The 17,070-nt window shown below is 72.8% G+C and carries 16 protein-coding genes and 2 pseudogenes; 7 read left to right on the top strand and 11 right to left on the bottom strand.

Features of this window, described 5'->3' with window-relative positions; genetic code table 11:
* Window positions 1-196: 196 nt before the first annotated feature.
* The 3 genes and pseudogenes from ACF1AK_RS11600 to ACF1AK_RS11590 all read right to left on the bottom strand — a co-directional run.
* Window positions 197-358 (bottom strand): annotated as a pseudogene (locus tag ACF1AK_RS11600) (pirin family protein); the annotation flags it as partial.
* A gap of 1,342 nt (window positions 359-1,700) precedes the next feature.
* Entirely contained in the window at window positions 1,701-2,504 is an 804-nt protein-coding gene (locus ACF1AK_RS11595; RefSeq protein WP_391498573.1) for a restriction endonuclease, read from the bottom strand.
* Between the two features lie 316 nt (window positions 2,505-2,820).
* Window positions 2,821-3,822, bottom strand: a complete 1,002-nt coding sequence (locus ACF1AK_RS11590; RefSeq protein WP_391498572.1) for an AraC family transcriptional regulator ligand-binding domain-containing protein — start codon at window positions 3,820-3,822, stop codon at window positions 2,821-2,823.
* Window positions 3,823-4,012: 190 nt separating this feature from the next.
* On the opposite strand from ACF1AK_RS11590, the gene ACF1AK_RS11585 reads away from it, so the two are divergent.
* The 3 genes from ACF1AK_RS11585 (at window position 4,013) to ACF1AK_RS11575 (ending at window position 6,912) form a co-directional block, all read left to right on the top strand.
* The gene (locus ACF1AK_RS11585; protein WP_391498571.1) at window positions 4,013-4,843 is read left to right on the top strand and encodes an oxidoreductase; all 831 of its coding nucleotides are present in this window, start codon (window positions 4,013-4,015) and stop codon (window positions 4,841-4,843) included.
* An 89-nt stretch (window positions 4,844-4,932) separates the two neighbouring features.
* Window positions 4,933-5,682, top strand: coding sequence for an NAD(P)H-binding protein (locus ACF1AK_RS11580; protein ID WP_391498570.1), 750 nt, complete (start codon window positions 4,933-4,935; stop codon window positions 5,680-5,682).
* Between the two features lie 153 nt (window positions 5,683-5,835).
* Window positions 5,836-6,912 (top strand): RCC1 domain-containing protein, encoded by a 1,077-nt coding sequence (locus tag ACF1AK_RS11575; protein ID WP_391498569.1) that lies wholly within the window; start codon window positions 5,836-5,838, stop codon window positions 6,910-6,912.
* Window positions 6,913-7,534: 622 nt separating this feature from the next.
* Here the strand turns inward: ACF1AK_RS11575 and ACF1AK_RS11570 are convergent.
* A pseudogene (locus ACF1AK_RS11570) lies at window positions 7,535-7,696 on the bottom strand (pirin family protein); the annotation flags it as partial.
* A 95-nt stretch (window positions 7,697-7,791) separates the two neighbouring features.
* Window positions 7,792-8,046: a hypothetical protein gene (locus tag ACF1AK_RS11565; RefSeq protein WP_391498568.1), complete on the bottom strand. Its 255-nt coding sequence runs from the start codon at window positions 8,044-8,046 to the stop codon at window positions 7,792-7,794.
* On the opposite strand from ACF1AK_RS11565, the gene ACF1AK_RS11560 reads away from it, so the two are divergent.
* Genes ACF1AK_RS11560 through ACF1AK_RS11550 form a run of 3 tightly spaced genes read left to right on the top strand, consistent with a single transcriptional unit; the run spans window position 8,033 to window position 9,358 of the window.
* On the top strand, window positions 8,033-8,269 hold the full coding sequence (locus ACF1AK_RS11560) for a hypothetical protein (protein ID WP_391498567.1): 237 nt from the start codon (window positions 8,033-8,035) through the stop codon (window positions 8,267-8,269). The two genes, ACF1AK_RS11565 and ACF1AK_RS11560, sit on opposite strands and share 14 nt — an antisense overlap.
* A complete protein-coding gene (locus ACF1AK_RS11555; protein ID WP_391498566.1) occupies window positions 8,269-8,850 on the top strand; it encodes a putative T7SS-secreted protein in 582 nt (193 codons plus the stop codon). The genes ACF1AK_RS11560 and ACF1AK_RS11555 overlap by 1 nt, the downstream gene beginning before the upstream one ends.
* A gap of 22 nt (window positions 8,851-8,872) precedes the next feature.
* A complete protein-coding gene (locus tag ACF1AK_RS11550) occupies window positions 8,873-9,358 on the top strand; it encodes a SitI3 family protein (RefSeq protein WP_391498565.1) in 486 nt (161 codons plus the stop codon).
* 838 nt (window positions 9,359-10,196) lie between these two features.
* On the opposite strand, the gene ACF1AK_RS11545 is transcribed toward ACF1AK_RS11550, so the two are convergent.
* The 5 genes from ACF1AK_RS11545 to ACF1AK_RS11525 all read right to left on the bottom strand — a co-directional run bounded on the left by ACF1AK_RS11545 (window position 10,197) and on the right by ACF1AK_RS11525 (window position 14,075).
* Entirely contained in the window at window positions 10,197-11,159 is a 963-nt protein-coding gene (locus ACF1AK_RS11545; RefSeq protein ID WP_391498564.1) for a pirin family protein, read from the bottom strand.
* Window positions 11,152-11,640 carry an OsmC family protein gene (locus ACF1AK_RS11540; protein ID WP_391498563.1) on the bottom strand — a complete coding sequence of 163 codons (489 nt, stop codon included), beginning with the start codon at window positions 11,638-11,640 and terminating at the stop codon, window positions 11,152-11,154. The genes ACF1AK_RS11545 and ACF1AK_RS11540 overlap by 8 nt, the downstream gene beginning before the upstream one ends.
* A complete protein-coding gene (locus ACF1AK_RS11535) occupies window positions 11,637-11,945 on the bottom strand; it encodes a GNAT family N-acetyltransferase (protein WP_391498562.1) in 309 nt (102 codons plus the stop codon). The genes ACF1AK_RS11540 and ACF1AK_RS11535 overlap by 4 nt, the downstream gene beginning before the upstream one ends.
* A 118-nt stretch (window positions 11,946-12,063) precedes the next feature.
* Window positions 12,064-12,549 (bottom strand): hypothetical protein, encoded by a 486-nt coding sequence (locus ACF1AK_RS11530; protein WP_391498561.1) that lies wholly within the window; start codon window positions 12,547-12,549, stop codon window positions 12,064-12,066.
* A gap of 290 nt (window positions 12,550-12,839) precedes the next feature.
* Window positions 12,840-14,075: an MFS transporter gene (locus ACF1AK_RS11525; protein WP_391498560.1), complete on the bottom strand. Its 1,236-nt coding sequence runs from the start codon at window positions 14,073-14,075 to the stop codon at window positions 12,840-12,842.
* 76 nt (window positions 14,076-14,151) lie between these two features.
* Between ACF1AK_RS11525 and ACF1AK_RS11520 the strand changes: the two genes are divergently transcribed.
* The gene (locus ACF1AK_RS11520) at window positions 14,152-15,186 is read left to right on the top strand and encodes a winged helix-turn-helix domain-containing protein (protein WP_391498559.1); all 1,035 of its coding nucleotides are present in this window, start codon (window positions 14,152-14,154) and stop codon (window positions 15,184-15,186) included.
* Between the two features lie 40 nt (window positions 15,187-15,226).
* Here the strand turns inward: ACF1AK_RS11520 and pepN are convergent, their stop codons facing one another.
* Complete coding sequence (gene pepN / locus ACF1AK_RS11515) at window positions 15,227-17,065, bottom strand: aminopeptidase N (RefSeq protein ID WP_391498625.1); 1,839 nt, start codon at window positions 17,063-17,065, stop codon at window positions 15,227-15,229.
* Between the last annotated feature and the right edge of the window lie 5 nt (window positions 17,066-17,070).

Genomic DNA, 17,070 nt, shown 5'->3' with positions numbered 1-17,070 from the left:
ATGACGCCGCCGCGCGCCCGCACCTGGGGCCGACGCAGACACACGCCCGTCGTCCGTGTCCGGGGACGCTCCCGCCGCCGGATGCCGAGTACGGAGGCGACTGTCGACAGGGGCACTTCGGGGTGGGCGTAGGGAAACTTCGGTTCGAGGGTGCGGCGGACTCGGCCGCCGTGCCCCCGAGCGGCTAACAGCCAGGTCAGCGCACGCGCCCGCAGGCCTTCAGGGGGATGTCAGGGAGGGCCGGGGCGTGGAGGCGGGCGCCGTCGTAGCCGTGGACCTCACCGAAGCGGGTGCCGGTTTCCCAGTCGTTGCGGGCCTGGAGGATCTCGTCGCCGGTGTGGCCGATGAATTTCCACCACAGAGCACGCCTCTGCCGTTTCGCCCCAGGTCAGGGGCTTGATCGACCATCCGGGGCCAGCGAAAGGTCAGCAAGAACCGGGAGTCGACACATGGCCACCATCAACCTCGTACGCGGCATAGGTAGCTTCTTCAAGGAGTGCGAGCACCCCGAGAGCCGGTGGCCGAGGCGCCCTCACGACAGCCGACGTGAGGTCCCACCGCCTCGACCCTCCACTCCACCCCGTCGACCTCGATGGCCGACCCGGGCGCCAGGACCAGGACGCTCCGGCTCACGACCTGCCTCTGACCGCCGCCGCGTCGCCGCCGGCCCAGACCAACGAATCGTCGCCCAGCGGCTCGGCCAGGTCAACGCCCAGGCGGCGTTGCCAGAGCAGATGGTCCGCCTCCGCCCGGGCCAGGAGCGGCCACGGAGACGAACCGACCAGGTCGCCGAACCGCAACGGCCCCCGCGTGGCCCTCTCCAGCAGCGGCTACAGCCCGAGCCGGTCCGAGCGCGGGCGCCGCCGGGCCGACAGCGTGTCCACCACGCCCAGCACATGCCGCCAACCCCGCCATCACGCTGTAGCGCCGCCCGGCACTCGCCGCGGCCTCCCTCGTCGCGGCGAACCTTCACCAGTTCGTCGTCTCGGATCAGGCGGGCGGGCCGGACGTCCAGCACCCACCGGCCGTCGTCCGGCATCACCGCCAGGAAGTCCGGAACGTGCGCCGACCGCCCGCCGACGTGCTCGAAGTCCAACCGGAACAGCTGCGGCAGTACCTCCGTCACCCCGACGCAGTCCAGCGCCAGCAGCAGGGACCGCTCCTCCAGCGACTCGAAGCCGTGCATCCGCCCGGTCGATACCAGGAACTCCAGCCCAGGCCGCTGCAACTGGCGCGGAAACCACGTGAATCGCCGCACGGGCTGCGACGACAGCACCGCCACCGACTCCAGGTCCCGCACCGGCCAGACGACCTGGTTACCGTCGATCGTCCACGACGTCGCCCACCGGCCAGCCGGGCCGCCGCCGAGCAGCAGCCGATCCCGGACCGCCGCCTCACCCGCGTACGGCACAACCAGCGCATCAAGGTCGCATGCATCCGAGCAAATCGTCGAAACCCCGCCGATGTGCATCCACACAGAGAAGCGGCTCTGCATGTGCAGGTGTGCAAGATATTCCAAATTTCCCGAAAATGATCGAAATCGACCAGATGGGTAGGCTATTATTGTCTGGTGTCAAGAAATTTGAGCGTTTGACCGGGTCGACCAAATCCCTTGCCCGTGCTGCCTGTCCTCCTTTCCTATGATGTGCGTTCGTATTCGAAGTCCAAAGTGCCGTCCGCCCACTGGGCCCGGGCCTCACTCACTGACCGCGAATGCTACTGAGCAAGCTAGTCAGCTCTGGCGGCTGCAGGACCCTCCAGTCGACTGGAATCGACCCAGGGGTCATCATGTGATCATAAATTCGACCGCAGGTAACCATGGACTTCTCAGCGACGAATAGCAGGCCCTCCCAGTCGTTGATATCAAAAACCTCGCCGAGAACGAGATCCAGTGGAACATAAGTCACTGGCCACCGGCCGAATCGCGCATCTTCCAGCGACGTTCGCATTCGACTGAGGTGGGAAGTAACTCCAACCACGGCATGGGGGTCACCCTTGGGGAAAATTAACCCGGAGGGTCCGGAATATCGGGCAAGTGTCGACTTTCGCTCCGACTCTGCCAAATCCCAGACCGCCGAAATTGCCTGCAGGAGGCGCACAATTCGCTCGTCGAGAGCCCTTGCCTTCGTCGGTGAGACCTCATCTTGAAAGTTCATCCTGAAGTCTTCCAGGCCGGTCAAGGTGATATTTGTGCTCCGAGTTGCTCGAATCGCTCCGGCCTGGAATCCGCTCTCAGAGAAGACAAGTCCGCGGTCGGCTCCGATGTCATCGACTATTCCCTGGAGGGTGAGGATTCTTTCCTTCGGGATCCGTCGCCCCCACGCCTTACATTCGACCAGCCATAGAATATCTACCCCAGCAGTACTCATACGGGCCGATACGTCGATGTCGTGCTGGGCTCGTGCACCTTCAATGGTTTCATCGACGCGCACATCGAACCCGAGCTCAGACAAGAAGGAGGAAACTTCTTTTTGATATTTCTGCCATTCTGGTATCCGGGCCAATTGAATACTCCAGTAGGTGCGAGTGGCGCTAGTTTCTGTCTGTTTTGCCCGCGGAGCCCGGTCGGACCCACTGGTGGCGCCAGAGACCGGCCTCGGCGACCTCATCCAATCCGATTTCCTTCACCGTTCTCGCAACCCCCGACCGAAGCAGGCAGACCAGGTCGGCCGTTGCGTCTTCGCCTGCCCCTTGGTGAAAGTTCGAGTAGGTTCCGTTTACGGTGTCCAGTACGCCACTTGCCTGTTCTGTCACCGGTAGCCACGGGGCGGGATCAATGTCCGATCGGCACGGAACGTGGCCGCCGCGATGGGGCGCCGTTCATGCGGAGGTGAGTTGCTGGCCGGTGCGGGCGGCTTCGGGGGTGGTTCCGGTCCAGCGGCGGAAGGCGCGGTAGAAGGAGTTGGTGTCGTCGTAGGCGAGGAGGTAGGCGACCTGGGAGGTGGGCAGGGAGCGGTCGGCCAGGTAGCGGCGGGCGAGCTTCTCGCGGGTGTCGCCGAGGACGGCCTGGTAGCTGGTGCCCTCCGTCCGGAGTTGTCGCTGGAGGGTGCGGGGGCTGGTCAGGAGCTGGGCGGCGACGGCGTTGATGGAGCTGCGGCCGGCGGGCAGGAGTTCATGGAGGGCGGCGCGCACCCGGTCGGTCGTGGTGGCGGACGCTTCGAGTTCGGAGAGGCGGCGGCGCAGTTCCGGGGCGAAGAAGGTCCACAGGGCCTCGTCCTCGGTGAGGAAGGGCCGTGCGGCGTCCTCGGTGGAGAAGGTGACGGTGTCCGCCGCTCCTTCGCTGATCGGCGTGCCGAAGTAGGCGCTCGTCGCGGGGGTGGGCCGCGGGGGCCGGCGCATGGTGACGCGGGTCGGGTGGACCTCGTGCCGGGTGCCGATGCGGGCCAGCGCCGCCCAGAAGGCGAGTTCGGCACCGGTCAGCAGCGGTGGCGGTGGCGGTCCGTCGGGCCAGTGGACGGCGATCGTCAGCCCTGCGCGGCCGGCGGTGACGTCCAGCCCGACCGGGCCGATGAGCGGCTTGAAGGCGGCGATGCGCTCGGCCGCGGTGCGCAGGTCGGCGCTGCACAGCGCCGCGAAGATCGGCGGGTTGAACACCTCCACGGACAGGGCCCGCCCGATCCGCACCGCCAGGTCGGGATCCGCCGCCTCGTCGTCCAGCGCCGCCCAGAACCGGTAGTACTCCTCGGCCGTCATCGTGACCGGGCCGTGCGCGAAGACGCCGGCGGGCAGGTGCGCCCGCCGCAGGACCCGGGCCAGGGAGATCCCGAGGTCGCGCAGGAGCGCGCGGGTCCCCGGGTCGAGGGTGAACCGCTCAGTAGCCATGCCCCTCAGGGTAGGCCTCCGCAGTCGGCGCGGGGCATGCCGCACGCGCCGTTCGGCATGCGGAAGGCGCCACCACGGTGGTGGCGCGAACGGCAAGAAGAAGGGCGTTGTCGGCTAGTTCCCTGGCGGGGCCTGCCACCTACCGTGGAAACCACGAACCCGCTCCCGTCAACGATGAGGATCCATCCCCATGACCACCAAGACCGCCCTCGTGACCGGTGCCTCCTCCGGCATCGGCGAAGCGACCGCCCTCAAGCTGATCGCGCTCGGCTTCACCGTCTACGGAGCCGCCCGCCGCACCGACCGCCTCCAGAAGCTCGCCGGACACGGCGTGCGCCCGCTGGCGATGGACGTCACCGACGACGACTCCCTGCGCGCCGGGGTCGAGCGCGTCATCGCCGAAACCGGCCGCATCGACGTCCTGGTCAACAACGCCGGGTACGGCTCGTACGGCGCCCTGGAGGACGTCCCCCAGGAGGAGGCCCGCCGCCAGTTCGACGTCAACGTCTTCGGCGCCGTGCGCCTGACCCAGCTCGTCCTGCCCCACATGCGGGCCCGGCGCAGCGGGACGGTCGTCAACGTCACCTCGATGGGCGGGAAGATCCACACGCCGCTCGGCGGCTGGTACCACGGCACCAAGTTCGCCCTGGAGGGCCTCAGCGACTGCCTGCGGGTCGAGGTGAAGCCGTTCGGGATCGACGTCGTCGTCATCGAGCCCGGCGGCATCGCCACCGAGTGGTCGGGCATCGCCGCCGACCAGTTGGAGAAGTCCTCCGCCGGCGGCGCCTACGCCGGCCAGTCCGCCGCGGTCGCCGCGTCCATGCGCTCCGAGAGCATGGCCAGGCGCATGTCGTCGCCCACCGTGATCGCCGACGCCATCGGCAAGGCCGTCACGGCGCGCCGGCCCAGGACCCGCTACGCCACCGGCTTCGGTGCCCGCCCCCTGCTCGCCCTTCGGCGCCTGCTGCCCGACCGGGCCTTCGACGCGGTGATCTCCCGCTCCATCGGCTCTTCCCGCTGACCTCCCGGGCGAGGGCCGCGGCGGACGGCCTCGCCCGCGGCGGTCCGGCACCCTGCCGTCTCCACCATCCAAGCCATCAGGAGAACCACATGCGCGTCATCGTCTTCGGAGCGTCCGGAATGATCGGGCACGGAGCCCTGCGCGCCGCCCTGCGGGACGAGGCGGTCACCGAGGTCCTCGCCGTCGTCCGGACACCCCTGGAGGCGGCCCACCCGAAGCTGCGGCAGATCGTCCACGCCGACTTCACCGACTACAGCGCGATCCAGCACGAGTTCACCGGCCTGGACGCCTGCTTCTACTGCCTCGGCGTCTCCGCCGTCGGCCGCACCGAGGCCGAGTACACCCGTATCACCCACGACTACCCGCTGGCCACCGCCCGCGCCCTGACCACCGCCGGCCCCGGCCCCGCCTTCGTCTACGTCTCCGGGGAGGGCGCCGACCCCACGGGGCGGAGCCGGCAGATGTGGGCGCGGGTGAAGGGCCGCACCGAGAACGACCTGCGCGCCCTGCCGATGGCCGTCCACGTGTTCCGTCCCGGCTTCGTCCAGCCGGTCGACGGTGCCGTCTCCCGCACCCCGCTCTACCGCGGGCTCTACCGCGCCACCGCCGCCCTCCACCCCCTGCTCAAGCGCCTCTTCCCCCGGCACATCACCACCACCGACGCCGTCGGCCGCGCCATGCTCGCCGTGACCCGGCCGGACAGCGGCGCGCCCGCCGTGCTGCGCAACCCCGACATCAACCACGCGGCAGCCGAGTATGACCGCCCCGATGCACCTGCTGCTCCAGCTCATCGCCGACCGCGGCACAGCAGTGTCCGGCGGGAGTGGCCGACGGGGTGACCGGTGGCTTGCCGGCAACCTTTCCACTCGTTCGAGTGAAGATCGGGACTGGGCACGGGCTCGGGTTCCCGGGCGCTGGAGGATGCGGAGGAGTGAGGCGCGCGGGCGTCTCGCCGACTCGTCCGGGAGATGTCGATGGCGCAGGAGAAGCAAGTGAAGGCATGGGGGAACAATCGTGAGGGCCAGCTCGGCGACGGTTCCTGGGGAAGCTTCAGCGCCACCGCCGCCTCGGTCCAGGGCCTGAGCAGCACCGACGTGGTGAAGATCGCCGCCGGCGCCGAGGGCCCCGGGAACGGTCACGGCCTGGCCCTGCTCACCGACGGCACGGTGCTGTCCTGGGGCTCCAACCGCTCCGGCCAGCTCGGGGACGGCTCGACGTTCGGCCGCAACACGCCCGGTCCGGTGGTCGGCCTGTCCAACGCCACCGACGTCGCGGCGGGCGGCGCGCACAGCCTGGCGCTGCTGGCCGACAAGACCGTGGTCGCCTGGGGCAGGAACAACTACGGCCAGCTCGGCAACCGCGCCAACACCGACAGCGGCGTGCCCGTACGGGTCGAGGGCCTGGACAAGGTGGTCGCCCTCGCCGCCGGCCTCCACCACAGCCTGGCGCTGCGCGAGGACGGCACCGTCTGGGCCTGGGGCCACGGTCTCAACGGCCGGCTCGGCCACGGCAGCGAGGCCGGCAGCAACGCACCGGTCCAGGTCCCCGGCCTGACCGGAGTGACCCGGATCGCGGCCGGCGCCCACCACAGCCTCGCCCTGGTCGGCGGCGCGACGGTGAAGGCGTGGGGCGACAACGCCGGCGGACAACTCGGCGACGGCTCCACCATCAAACGCTACACGCCCGTCGAGGTGGAACTCGGGGCCGGCACCGTCTCGTTGATCGCGGCCGGCGGCAACCACAGCCTGGCCGTGACCGGCAGCGACAAGCACCTCAGCACATGGGGACAGAACACCTCCGGCCAGCTCGGCGACGGCACCACCAACAGCAGCTACAAGCCGGTGACCGTGCCGGGCCTGACCGGCGTCCAGCTGGCCGCAGGCGGACGGGAGCACACCGTCGTCGTGCTCGGCGACGGAACCGTGCGCTCCTGGGGCGCCAACAGCTCCGGCCAGCTCGCCGACGGAACCCAGACCAACAGCAGCACCCCGGTCGCCTCCCAGACCGGCCTGACCCGCGCCGACAAGATCGCCGCGCCCGCGGGCGGCGACTTCAGCATCGCGAACTGACCCGACCCCCCGGCCCCGGCAAAGGCGCCGGGGCCGGGGCCGGGCGGCCGCGCGCTCGACGGCGAAGCGGCCGACGGCCGGCTCCCTCGGCCTCGAATCCGACGTCATCGTCACCGTCGCCGGAGCGTCCCCCGGGACTCGCGTGGCGCGGGCACCCGAAGCTCGCCCGCCCACACCTCCCGCACCACGAGTTCCCTCATCGCCGAAACGCCCGGACGCTCGGCTGTGGGCGATCCGCAGGATCGATCAAGGGTCGTGCGCACACATATCGCTACTCGAACTGCTCAGTCACCACATCGTTCCGGCCGGGGGGTCCCGGCGCTCCGGGAGCATGCGCGTTCCTGTTCCAGGAGGACAGGCGGGCCACTGCAACGTGCAGGTCCAGCTGGAACGGAGCGGAGACCGAATCGACGAACCCCTCGCCCTCCCCCGTCGAGATGGAGCCCGGCCGCTGAGCGTGCCCGCATTCCCGCCGAAGGAACGAAGCCTCTGCGGGCCATGGGTCAGCACCGATACGGGCAGACCGTGCGACAGGTGCCCACACCTGAGAATCGACCGGCCCTACAAGGCGCCTTTCCGAGGAGGCAGGCACGAGGAGCGGAACTCACGGACCTCCCCCGGGTCAGCGCTCCCGCCCACGCGCCTTCAGCGGCAGCGCGGGCAGATCGGGGGCGTGGAGGCGGGCACCGTCGTAGCCGTGCACCTCGCCGAAGCGGGTGCCGGTATCCCAGTCGGTGCGGGCCTGGAGGATCTCCTCGCCGGTGCGGCCGACGAAGTTCCACCAGCGGGCGGGCCAGCACAAGGCCGCGCGCATCCAGCAGTACAGCCCGATGCAGTTCCACGAGTACGTCACCGAGTGGAAAGCAGGTCAGCGCGACCTCAGCCCCAGCTCGCTCCGCCGCCTCGACAAAGTTTGTTCGCGGCGGTGTCGGTCAGCAGGAAGGCGTCGGCGTACGGGGTGACCGCGTCGGCGGTGGCGGTGGCGGTGGCGGTGCCCGTGTCGAGGGTGCTGGGGATGATCCGTCCACGGACATCCGGTCCGTCACCGACCCTCGCGACGGCCCGCAGGCCGAGGCTGCAGACCCGGGCGATGTCCTCGGGGACCAGGGCGTCGGCCGGGGTGGCGGCCTCCAATTCGCGGACGCTGATCCGCCGGCACGGACACCTGGCCGACGTCCTGGAGAAGTTCTGCACCCGCTGGGAGATCGGCGTCGAGCACCTGATCAAGGACGCCGCCCAGGTCTCGCAACGTCTGACCGCGAGCGTCAAGGCCTACCGCGAGGTCGACGGAACCCTCTTCGGGCAGCCGGGCGGCACGGTGACCCGCCCGGGCGGCGAGGACCCCGGGGTGCAGTAGTGGCCAAGAACCTCGGGCAGACCGGCGACCCGAGGGAAATCGTCCCGGGGAACCCCGAAACAATCGCCTCGACCGTCGCCTGGCTCAAGAGCTACGGCGACATCCTGCACTCGACCGGCGAGGGCCTCAAGCGCATCGACACCGTCGACGGCTGGTCCGGCAAGGCCGGCGACGCGTTCCGGCGCGCCTTCCACGGCGAGCCCAAGAAGTGGCTGGTGGCCGGCGACTGCTTCCACGACGCCTCCACGGCACTGGCCGACTACCGGTGGACGCTGGCCTGGGCCCGGGAACGGGCCGCCGACGCGTTCCGGCAGTGGAACGAGGGCGAGAGCGCCACGAGCACCGCCAAGTCCGAGGACCAGGACGCGGAGCGCAACGCCGGACACGAACTGCCCTTCACGGATCCCGGCGAGGGCGCCCGGGCGCCGGAAGGCCAGACCAGCCGGATCGTCGTCAACCTCGCGGACTCCCCGGTGGAGGTCTCGGCCCTCAAGGCCCAGCTCCACGACTGGCCGATCGAAGGGCTCCAGGAGGCCGTGGTGATCGACCGGCAGGGCAATATCCTGCACATCTACCCCTAGCGCATCCGAACGGATCCCAGCCATGTCAATCTCCCACAGCTTCAACCTGGCCACGCCGCTGTCGCTCGCCGAGGTGGCCGACGTGCTGGACGACGTCGCGCGGGGCGCCAGGCTGTTCGATCCGACCACGGCGGCGGCCGACCTGCTCACCGACGGCGTCGTCACCAGGTACGGCACCTGGATCCGGATCTTCGCCCCCAACCCCAGGCCGTGGAACCCGCTGGTCACCGATCTCCACCTCACCCCGACCGTCTCGGTGGCCTTCCGCCTGGACAAGACCACCGACCTGTCAGGGCAGGAGGACGACGTCGTCCGGGTCGTCGCGGGCCTCCTGGACCGGATCCCGGGCGACGCGGTGCTCCAGTACCACTACGAGATCATCTGGCTCCTGCGGCGCGACGGCCGGCTCAGCCTCAACGAACGGGACGACCTCTGGCCGCCCGACCGCCTGGCCCTCCTCCCCCGCCCCTTCACCCGCGAGACACACGTCTTCTCCGACGAGGACTGATCCCGCGCCCTGCGCACCGACGCCGACGGCCCCGCACCCGGGAGGTGCGAGGCCAGCGCGAACCGCCGCACCAAGCTCGGCCGGTCACCGATCGTCCTCTTCGTCAGCAGCCTGCTCCGCTGCTGCTTCTCCCACCCGCGCAGCATCGCGTCGAACATCGCCGGTGCCGGGTCCAGAGCCCACACGTTCCTGGGCACGACCAGCCGACGCACCCGGCACATCGACACTCCGCACGGCCACTCTCACCGTTGCACTACAGCTCGTCTTCGCCCGCCTGACCACCGAGCTTCAGAACAACGGCTACCTCGCCGAACACTTCGGCGAGGAATGCGTCGACTCGGACGAGAAGCTGCCTGACCCGGCCGAGGTCCTGGAGCTCCGTCGGAGCTGTCCGGGCGATCATGCGTGCAGCCGGAGAAGGGGGTTTTGCGGTCGTGCCACGTGGACGTTCCCCGATCTTGTGTGGACCGATCCTCACAGAAGGGCGTTGGGAACCGCCCGTGTTCGAGTCATGGCAAACCACCCTTCTGGGTGATCGCTTCATGTTTGTCTGGTTGATCATCGCCGCGACAGCAACAGAACTCGGACAGCGCCGGACCGGCAGATGGTCGGCCGCCAACTACTGACGACCCATCAGAAAAGTCGGCAAGAGGTCAGCATCAATACGAGCAGACCTTGCGATAGGCGCCCGAACTTGAGAATCGAAGGGCCACCCGCACCGCATCCCAAGCGGATGCCGAGCCGAGGCGCGGCCGCCTTCTGTCGAGGCCGGCGCATGCCTACCCGACCCCGTCGACACCAACGGCCACGCACCTCGCATCGGCGACAACCTCGCAGGTCAGCGCACGCGTCCGCGCGCCTTAAGAGGGATGTCGGGGAGGGCCGGGGCGTGGAGGCGGGCGCCGTCGTAGCCGTGGACCTGGCCGAAGCGGGTGCCGGTTTCCCAGTCGGTGCGGGCCTGGAGGATCTCCTCACCGGACCGGCCGATGAAGTTCCACCACATGACGAGCTTCTCGTCGAAGGGTTCGCCGCCGAGGAGGAGGAAGGTGGCGTCGGTGGGGGCGTGGAGGGGGAGGTGGGGGCGGCCGGTGCCGAGGTAGAGCATGGAGCCCGGGTCGAGGCGGACGCCGTCGACGTCGGTCTGGCCGGACATGGTGAGGACGGCGTACTCGAAGTCGGGGTCGAGGGGGAGGTCGAGGGTGGTGCCGGCGGTGAGGGTGAGGTCGGCGCCGACGAGGGGGGTGTGGGTGGTGCCGGGGGAGGTGGTGCCGTCGAGGGTGCCGAGGATGACGGTGGCGGTGAGGCCGGGGGCGGTGACGGTGGGCAGGTCGGGGTGGTGCTCGAAGGCGGGGGCGCGGTGGCGGTGGGCGTCGGGGAGGGCGACCCAGAGCTGGGCGCCGTGCAGGTAGCGGGCGTGGGGGCGGGGGGACTCCTCGGAGTGGGAGATCGCCCGGCCGGAGGTCATCAGGCCCAGCTCGCGCGGGCGCACGGTCTGCAGGCTGCCGAGGCTGTCGCGGTGCAGGACCTCGCCCGCGTGCAGCCAGCTGACCGTCTGCAGGCCCATGTGCGGATGCGGGGGCACCTGCATGCCCGGCTCGTCCGCGATGTCGTCCGGACCGTAGTGGTCCACGAAGCACCACGCCCCCACCATCCGCCGCCCCAGGTTCGGCAGGAGGCGGCGCACGACGGTGCTGCCGCCGAGGGCGGTCTCGCGCGGGGCGAGGAGTTCGTGGACGGGGCCGCCCGGGGTGTCGGCGCGGCCGCCGCGCACGGTCGGGGTGACGAGCTCGGGTTCAGGCATGGTGGGTCCCGTTTCCGGAGGTCGAGGCGCGCGGGGCGGCCGGGACGATGGGGGTGCCGGCGGAGACCGCGCGGGTGACCGGGGTCCGGTCGGCGATGTCGAGCAGGCGGGCGCGCTGGGCGTCGTCGAGGTCGCCGACGAGGTCGATCCGGCGGGTGATGCGGACGGCCTTCTCCGGGCCCTTCTCGTAGCCGAGGTGGACGCGCACGGTGGTCAGCGGCCACTGCTTGCGCTGGGCGTACATCCGCAGGGTGATCGCGGTGCAGGAGCCGAGGGCGGAGAGCAGCAGGCCGACCGGGGTGGTGGCGGTGTCGGCGCCGCCGGCCGACTCGGGCTCGTCGGCGGCCAGCTGGTGGCGGCCGGAGCGGATGTCGACGCGGTAGTCGTCGGCGGTGCTGGTGGCGACGGCGGCCGCGGCGCGGACGAAACCGGTGCCGGCGCCCGTCGCGTCCGGGGCTCCGCCGGTCGTCGCGGCGGTCACAGGCCGAACCGCTCGTGCTGGGCGGCCGGGACGAGGTCGTGGTACTCCGGGTGCTTGGTCAGCCAGCCGCGGATGAACGGGCAGTACGGGAGCACGGCGAGGTCGTGGGCGCGGGCGTCGTCGAGCACGGCGCGGGCGAGGACGCCGCCGAGGCCCTGGCCGCCGAAGCGCGGGTCGATCTCGGTGTGGATGAAGGCGATTTCGCCCTCGTGGCGGTGATACTCGGCGAAGCCGGCGAGTTCACCGTCGGCGGTGATCTCGTAGCGGGACTTCTCGGGGTTGTCGGCGACGGCGGTCGTCGTCATCTCGTCCTCCTGGGGTGTCGGGCCTGGCGTCAGAGGTAATTTAGCATTCAACTAATCGTGGATCAAGGACCGCCCGGCGCGAACCGGGCGGTCGGGGTGGTGGCGGGGGTTCGAGAGGTCAGGAGAGGGTGATCGGCGGCGGGAGCGGGTGGCAGCCGTCCCAGGACGCGATCTGGCCGGGCGGGCAGGAGGCGGGGCGCGACGGCAGGGTGGGGACCGGACGCGGCGGCACGGTCCCCTGCTCCGGGCCGGGGCCCTCGCGCGGGTCGTCGGTCGGCCCGGGGGCCGGCTTGGGAGCGGCGGGCGGGGGCGCCGGCTGCGCGGGCGGAGCGGCGGGCGGCTGGGGGGCGGGCGCGGCCGGCGGTGCGGCCGGCGGCGGGGTGGGCTGGGCGGGCTGGGCGGGCTGGGCGGGCTTGGGAGGCGCGGTCGGGGCGGCCTTCGGCGGAGCGGCCGGGCGCGGGGTCGCCGGAGCCGGTGCCCGCGAGGCCGGCCGGTCCGGCGCCGGCTCGGCGGCCGCCGGGCTCTCCGGCTGCGGAACCGGCGGGACGGCCGGGGCGGCCGGCGCGTCGGCAGGCTCCGGGGCGGCCGGGGTGTCGGATGGCACCGGCGTCTCCACCGGAGCGGAGGGTGTCGGACTCTCCGCCGTCGGGGAGGGCGCGGCGGACGGCGGGCCCGACGGACTCGGCGCCGGCTCCGCGGCGTCCGACCCGGTCATCGCCCAGCCGCCCGCGCCCACCAGCGCCAGGGTGCACACCCCCGCCGCGACACCGATGGCGATGCGGCGGCGACGGGCCGACGCTCTCCCGTCCGGATCCTGCGGCTGTTCCTGCTTCCGCAGCTGGTTCTCCTGCACCGCGCCCACCCTGTTCGATCTTCGTTCGGATTGCGCGGATGCTAGCAGCACGCACCGTCACTGCCGCCGGGCACCGTCACTCCCCCGCGCACGCCGCGACGGCCGGCGCCCGGCCGCCCGCCGTCGCGCCGCAGGCCCGGTGCGAGCAGTGCGGTGACGGCCAGCGAGGCGGCGGCGGTCCCCGCCATCGCGGTGGCGGCCGAGGTCGCCTCGGCCAGCGCGCCCGCGGCCGCCGCGCCGACGCCCTGCAGCGCGAGCATCCCGGAGCCGTGCAGGCCGAGCGCCTGCCCGCTCAGCTCGGGCGGCGTCAGCGCCACCAGCCGCTCCTGGAGCAGCAACCCCGCCCCGTAGCCGACGGTGGCCACCGCGACCAGGGCCGCCGCGAGCGGCAGCGCGGGCTCCAGCGCGAAGCCCAGGTACGGCGCCGCGAGCAGTGCGCAGAGCGGCACGACCAGCCGCTGCCGCCGCCCGGCCGGCAGCAGCCGTCCGGCGAGCACGTCCCCGGCCAGCATGCCGAGCGCCCCGGTGGCGAACAGCAGGCCGGCCGCGTCCGGGCGGTACGGGACGTAGAGCGACTCGACGCCGACGATCAGGCCGTTGGGCACCCACAGCGCCAGGTACACGGACCGGCGCGGCGCGGACGACCAGAGCCGGACGTCGGCCCGCCAGGTGCCGGCGAGGGACGGCCGCCCGGCCGCCCGGGGCGGGCGGCGGAGCAGGCCGGCGCGGGCCGTGCCGGCGGACAGCAGGTGCAGGGCGGCGGCCGCGAGCAGCGCGCCGGACGGGGCGAGGGCGGCCACCAGCGCGCCGCCGAGCGCGAACCCGCCGATCTGGACCAGGCCCGCCGCCAGGCCGAGGGCGGAGCGCCCCAGCAGAAAGCCGTCACGGCCCAGCAGTTCCCGGAGCAGCCCGTAGCGCACTCCGCCGCCCGCCGCGCCGGCCGTCCCGAGGGCGAGCAGCACCGGGACCAGCGCCGCCACCGGCAGCCCGGGCAGCGCCTGGACGCCGGTGCCGAGGGCGAGCAGCAGGCCGAGCCCGGTCAGCGCGGCGCGCGGCGGGAGCCGGTCGGCGGCCGAGAGCACGGTGACCGCGCCGAGCAGCTGGGCGAGCGCCGGGCCGGACATCGCGAGCGAGGCGAGCAGCGGCGAGTCGGTGCGCCGGAACACCAGCACGCCCAGGGCCAGCCCGGCCACCGTCTGGGCGGCCGTCTGGGCGGCGGAGTACAGGAACAGGGCGGTGAACCCGCGGTCGTGGAACAGCTCCCGGTAGGTGCGCATGCGGCGGAGTCTTTCCGCCGCGACCGGCACGGCGTTAGGTTTTCGCGCGGCGGCGAAACCTGGCGGGAGGCGGGGCATGGGCTGGTGGCGGCTGGACGCGGACACCCTCGCGGGGAGCCGGTTCGCGCTCTCCCCGCTGGCCGAGACGGTCGCCGCGCTGAAGACCCTGCACCGGGGCGGCGGCGCCCACCCGGGCGAGCGGCGGTGGCTGGACGCCGGGCTCCCCCGCTACCGGGAGCGGCTGGCCGCCGACCCGGTGACCGCCGCCCTGGTCCGGGCCGCGCTCGGCCCGCGCTGGAACGCCACCTTCCTCACTCCGACCCCGGGCGCCGAGCAGCACGGCGCGGACGGGGCGCTGTTCGCCCGGGAGCTCGCGGAGGTCCGGGCGACGCCGCCCGCCGTCGCCCGGGCGGACCTCGCCGAGACCCTGGGCACCGCGCCACCGCCCCTGCTGGAGCGCGAGGACCTGGCGGAGCGCGCCGCCGACCTGCTGGCCTGGGTGTGGACGCAGACCGTGGAGCCGACGTGGGCCCGGCGCCGGCGGATCATCGAGGCGGACGTGCTGGCCCGCACCGCCCGGCTCGGGGCGGGCGGCTGGGCGGACGCGCTCAACGGTCTGCGCCCCGGGATGCGCTGGCTCGGCGGCGACCGGCTGGGAATCGGTCACCGGGACGACGGGGCCCAGCCGATGGACCTCACCGGCGTGCACCTGCTGTTCGTCCCGGTCACCCCGCAGCAGAGCTGGCTCTGCTGGGACGTGCCGCCGGTCGACGGGCGGCGGCGCGCGGCGCCGGGCCGCCGGTACGCGGTGGTCTACCCGTGCTCGGGGGTGCTGGCCGAGGAGGACCGCCCCCCGGTGCCGAGGGCGCTGGCCGCCCTGCTGGGGCCGGGCCGCGCCGAGCTGCTCACCCTGCTGGAGGCGCCGAAGACCACCAGCCAGCTGGTGGCCCTGACCGGGCTGCCGCTCGGGTCGGTGGGCCGCCATCTGCGGATCCTGCGCGAGTCCGGCCTCGCGCTGCGCCGCCGGACGGGCCGTGCGGTGCTGTACCACCGCACCGCGGCGGGCCAGGTCCTCCTGGAGGCGGGGACGGGCCGGGGCGCGCGGCACTGAGCCCGCCGCCCGCCCGCGCCCCCCGGGGCCGGTGGAGGCGCTACTGGCCTGCCAGCGCCCGCGCCCGGACCGCGCGGCGCAGCGTGTCCAGCTGGTCCACCAGTCCGCGCCGGGTCGCCACGGTGAGGTCCGGGCCGGCCAGACAGGCCTCGGCCGCCCGCACCGTCCGCCCGGTGGCGGCGAAGGCGGGGAAGCCCGTCCCGGTGAGCACCCGGGCCAGTGCGGGGCCGCGGCGGGCGGCGGCCGGCCCCAGGTCCTCGAAGTAGCGCGTGGTCAGCCCGTCCAGCAGCTGCGCCTGCTCGGGCTGCCAGAGACCGGCGGCGGTGGCGGCCGTCAGGTAGGTGGAGAGGTCGCCGTGGAAGAGCGCCCGCCACGCGGCCTCCTTGGCCTCGGGGTCGGGCAGCGCGGCGCGGCAGCGGGCGGCGCCCTCCTCGCCGGTGTCGCTGGGGTCGGCGGCCAGCCCGGCGGCGATCTCCGGCTCGCCCGCCGCGCCGAGCACGCACAGCCGCAGCAGCAGGTGCCAGCGCAGGTCCGGGTCGAGCACCGGGCCGCCGGGCACCGTCCCGGCCGCCAGCCAGCCGCGGAGCTCGGCGGTCCCGGACGTGTCGGCGGTGGCGATCGCCCCGCGGACGGCCACCAGGCGCAGGCCGGTGCGGTCGGGCCCGCCCTCGGTGCGGCGCAGCAGGGCCCGGCAGACCTGCGCCAGGACGGCCAGCGCCGCCGGACGACCGGTGGGCGGCACGGCGCGGTCCGCCACGAAGGTGCGGGCGAAGGAGAGCACCGCGTCCACCAGGTGCACCGAGGTCTCGCCGGGCAGGTGGGCCGCGACCAGCTCCAGGTACGCGCCCGGCGCGAGCTCGCCGTCCAGCACCTGGTCCCGGGCGGAGCCCCAGAGCACCGCCCGGGCCAGCTCCTCGGGCACGGCGCCGAGCGAGGAGCGCACGGTCCGCCAGGAGCCGGGGTCGAGCCGGATCTTGGCGAAGCCGAGGTCGGTGTCGTTGGGCAGCGTCAGCTCGGCGCCGTTCACGGGGGCCCCGGAGCCGTCGGCGGGCAGGTCGAGCGGTACGCGCCCGGACAGCTCCAGGGCGCCCCCGGCGGTGCGCCGGTAGTGGCCCACGGTCAGCCGGTGCGGGCGCAGCACGCCGTCGGCGGAGGTGTGCGCGATCCGGCCGTCGGCCACCCGCAGGGTGTCCACGCCGGTGGTGCGCAGCCAGCGGTCGGCCCAGCCGTGGACGTCGCGCCCACTGGCCGCCGTCAGGGCCCGGAGCAGGTCGTCGAGGGTGGCGTTGCCGAAGGCGTGCGCGTCGAGGTGGGCATTGACGCCCGTCAGGAAGGCCTCCTCGCCGAGCCAGGCGACCAGCTGGCGCAGCGCGGCGGCGCCCTTGGCGTAGGAGATGCCGTCGAAGTTCTGCAGCGCCTCGGCGGTGTCGTCCACCGCGGCCGGTGCCACCGGGTGGGTGGAGGGGCGCTGGTCGGCGTCGTAGCCCCAGGTCTTGCCGTCGGCGGCGAAGGCGGTCCAGGCGCCGGTGAAGCGGGTGGCGGCGGCCGTCACCTCGTGGGCCATGTACTCGGCGAAGGACTCGTTGAGCCACAGGTCGTCCCACCACGTCATGGTGACGAGGTCGCCGAACCACATGTGCGCCATCTCGTGCACCACCACCAGGGCACGGTGCTCGCGCTGGGTGTCGGTCACCGCGGAGCGGAAGACGTAGTCGTCGCGCAGCATGACGCAGCCCGGGTTCTCCATCGCGCCGAGGTTGAACTCCGGGACGAAGCACTGGTCGTAGCTGTCGAAGGCGTAGCGGCGCCGGAAGATCCGGTGGTAGTGGTCGAAGCCCTGCCGGGTGATCTCCAGCAGTTCGGCGGCCTCGGCGCCCAGGTGGG

The sequence above is a fragment of the Kitasatospora sp. NPDC015120 genome (genome assembly GCF_043080305.1).
In the GTDB taxonomy this organism is placed as follows: domain Bacteria; phylum Actinomycetota; class Actinomycetes; order Streptomycetales; family Streptomycetaceae; genus Kitasatospora.
The sequence above is the reverse complement of the archived record's forward strand: the minus strand, read 5'-3'. Positions and strand labels throughout refer to the sequence as shown.

Excerpts from the sequence above, each read along its gene's own strand:
- ACF1AK_RS11545 (WP_391498564.1), bottom strand. The coding sequence starts at position 11,159 with ATGCCTGAACCCGAGCTCGTCACCCCGACCGTGCGCGGCGGCCGCGCC.
- ACF1AK_RS11580 (WP_391498570.1), top strand. The coding sequence starts at position 4,933 with ATGCGCGTCATCGTCTTCGGAGCGTCCGGAATGATCGGGCACGGAGCC.
- ACF1AK_RS11590 (WP_391498572.1), bottom strand. The coding sequence starts at position 3,822 with ATGGCTACTGAGCGGTTCACCCTCGACCCGGGGACCCGCGCGCTCCTG.
- ACF1AK_RS11535 (WP_391498562.1), bottom strand. The coding sequence starts at position 11,945 with ATGACGACGACCGCCGTCGCCGACAACCCCGAGAAGTCCCGCTACGAG.
- ACF1AK_RS11585 (WP_391498571.1), top strand. The coding sequence starts at position 4,013 with ATGACCACCAAGACCGCCCTCGTGACCGGTGCCTCCTCCGGCATCGGC.
- ACF1AK_RS11520 (WP_391498559.1), top strand. The coding sequence starts at position 14,152 with ATGGGCTGGTGGCGGCTGGACGCGGACACCCTCGCGGGGAGCCGGTTC.
- ACF1AK_RS11525 (WP_391498560.1), bottom strand. The coding sequence starts at position 14,075 with ATGCGCACCTACCGGGAGCTGTTCCACGACCGCGGGTTCACCGCCCTG.
- ACF1AK_RS11550 (WP_391498565.1), top strand. The coding sequence starts at position 8,873 with ATGTCAATCTCCCACAGCTTCAACCTGGCCACGCCGCTGTCGCTCGCC.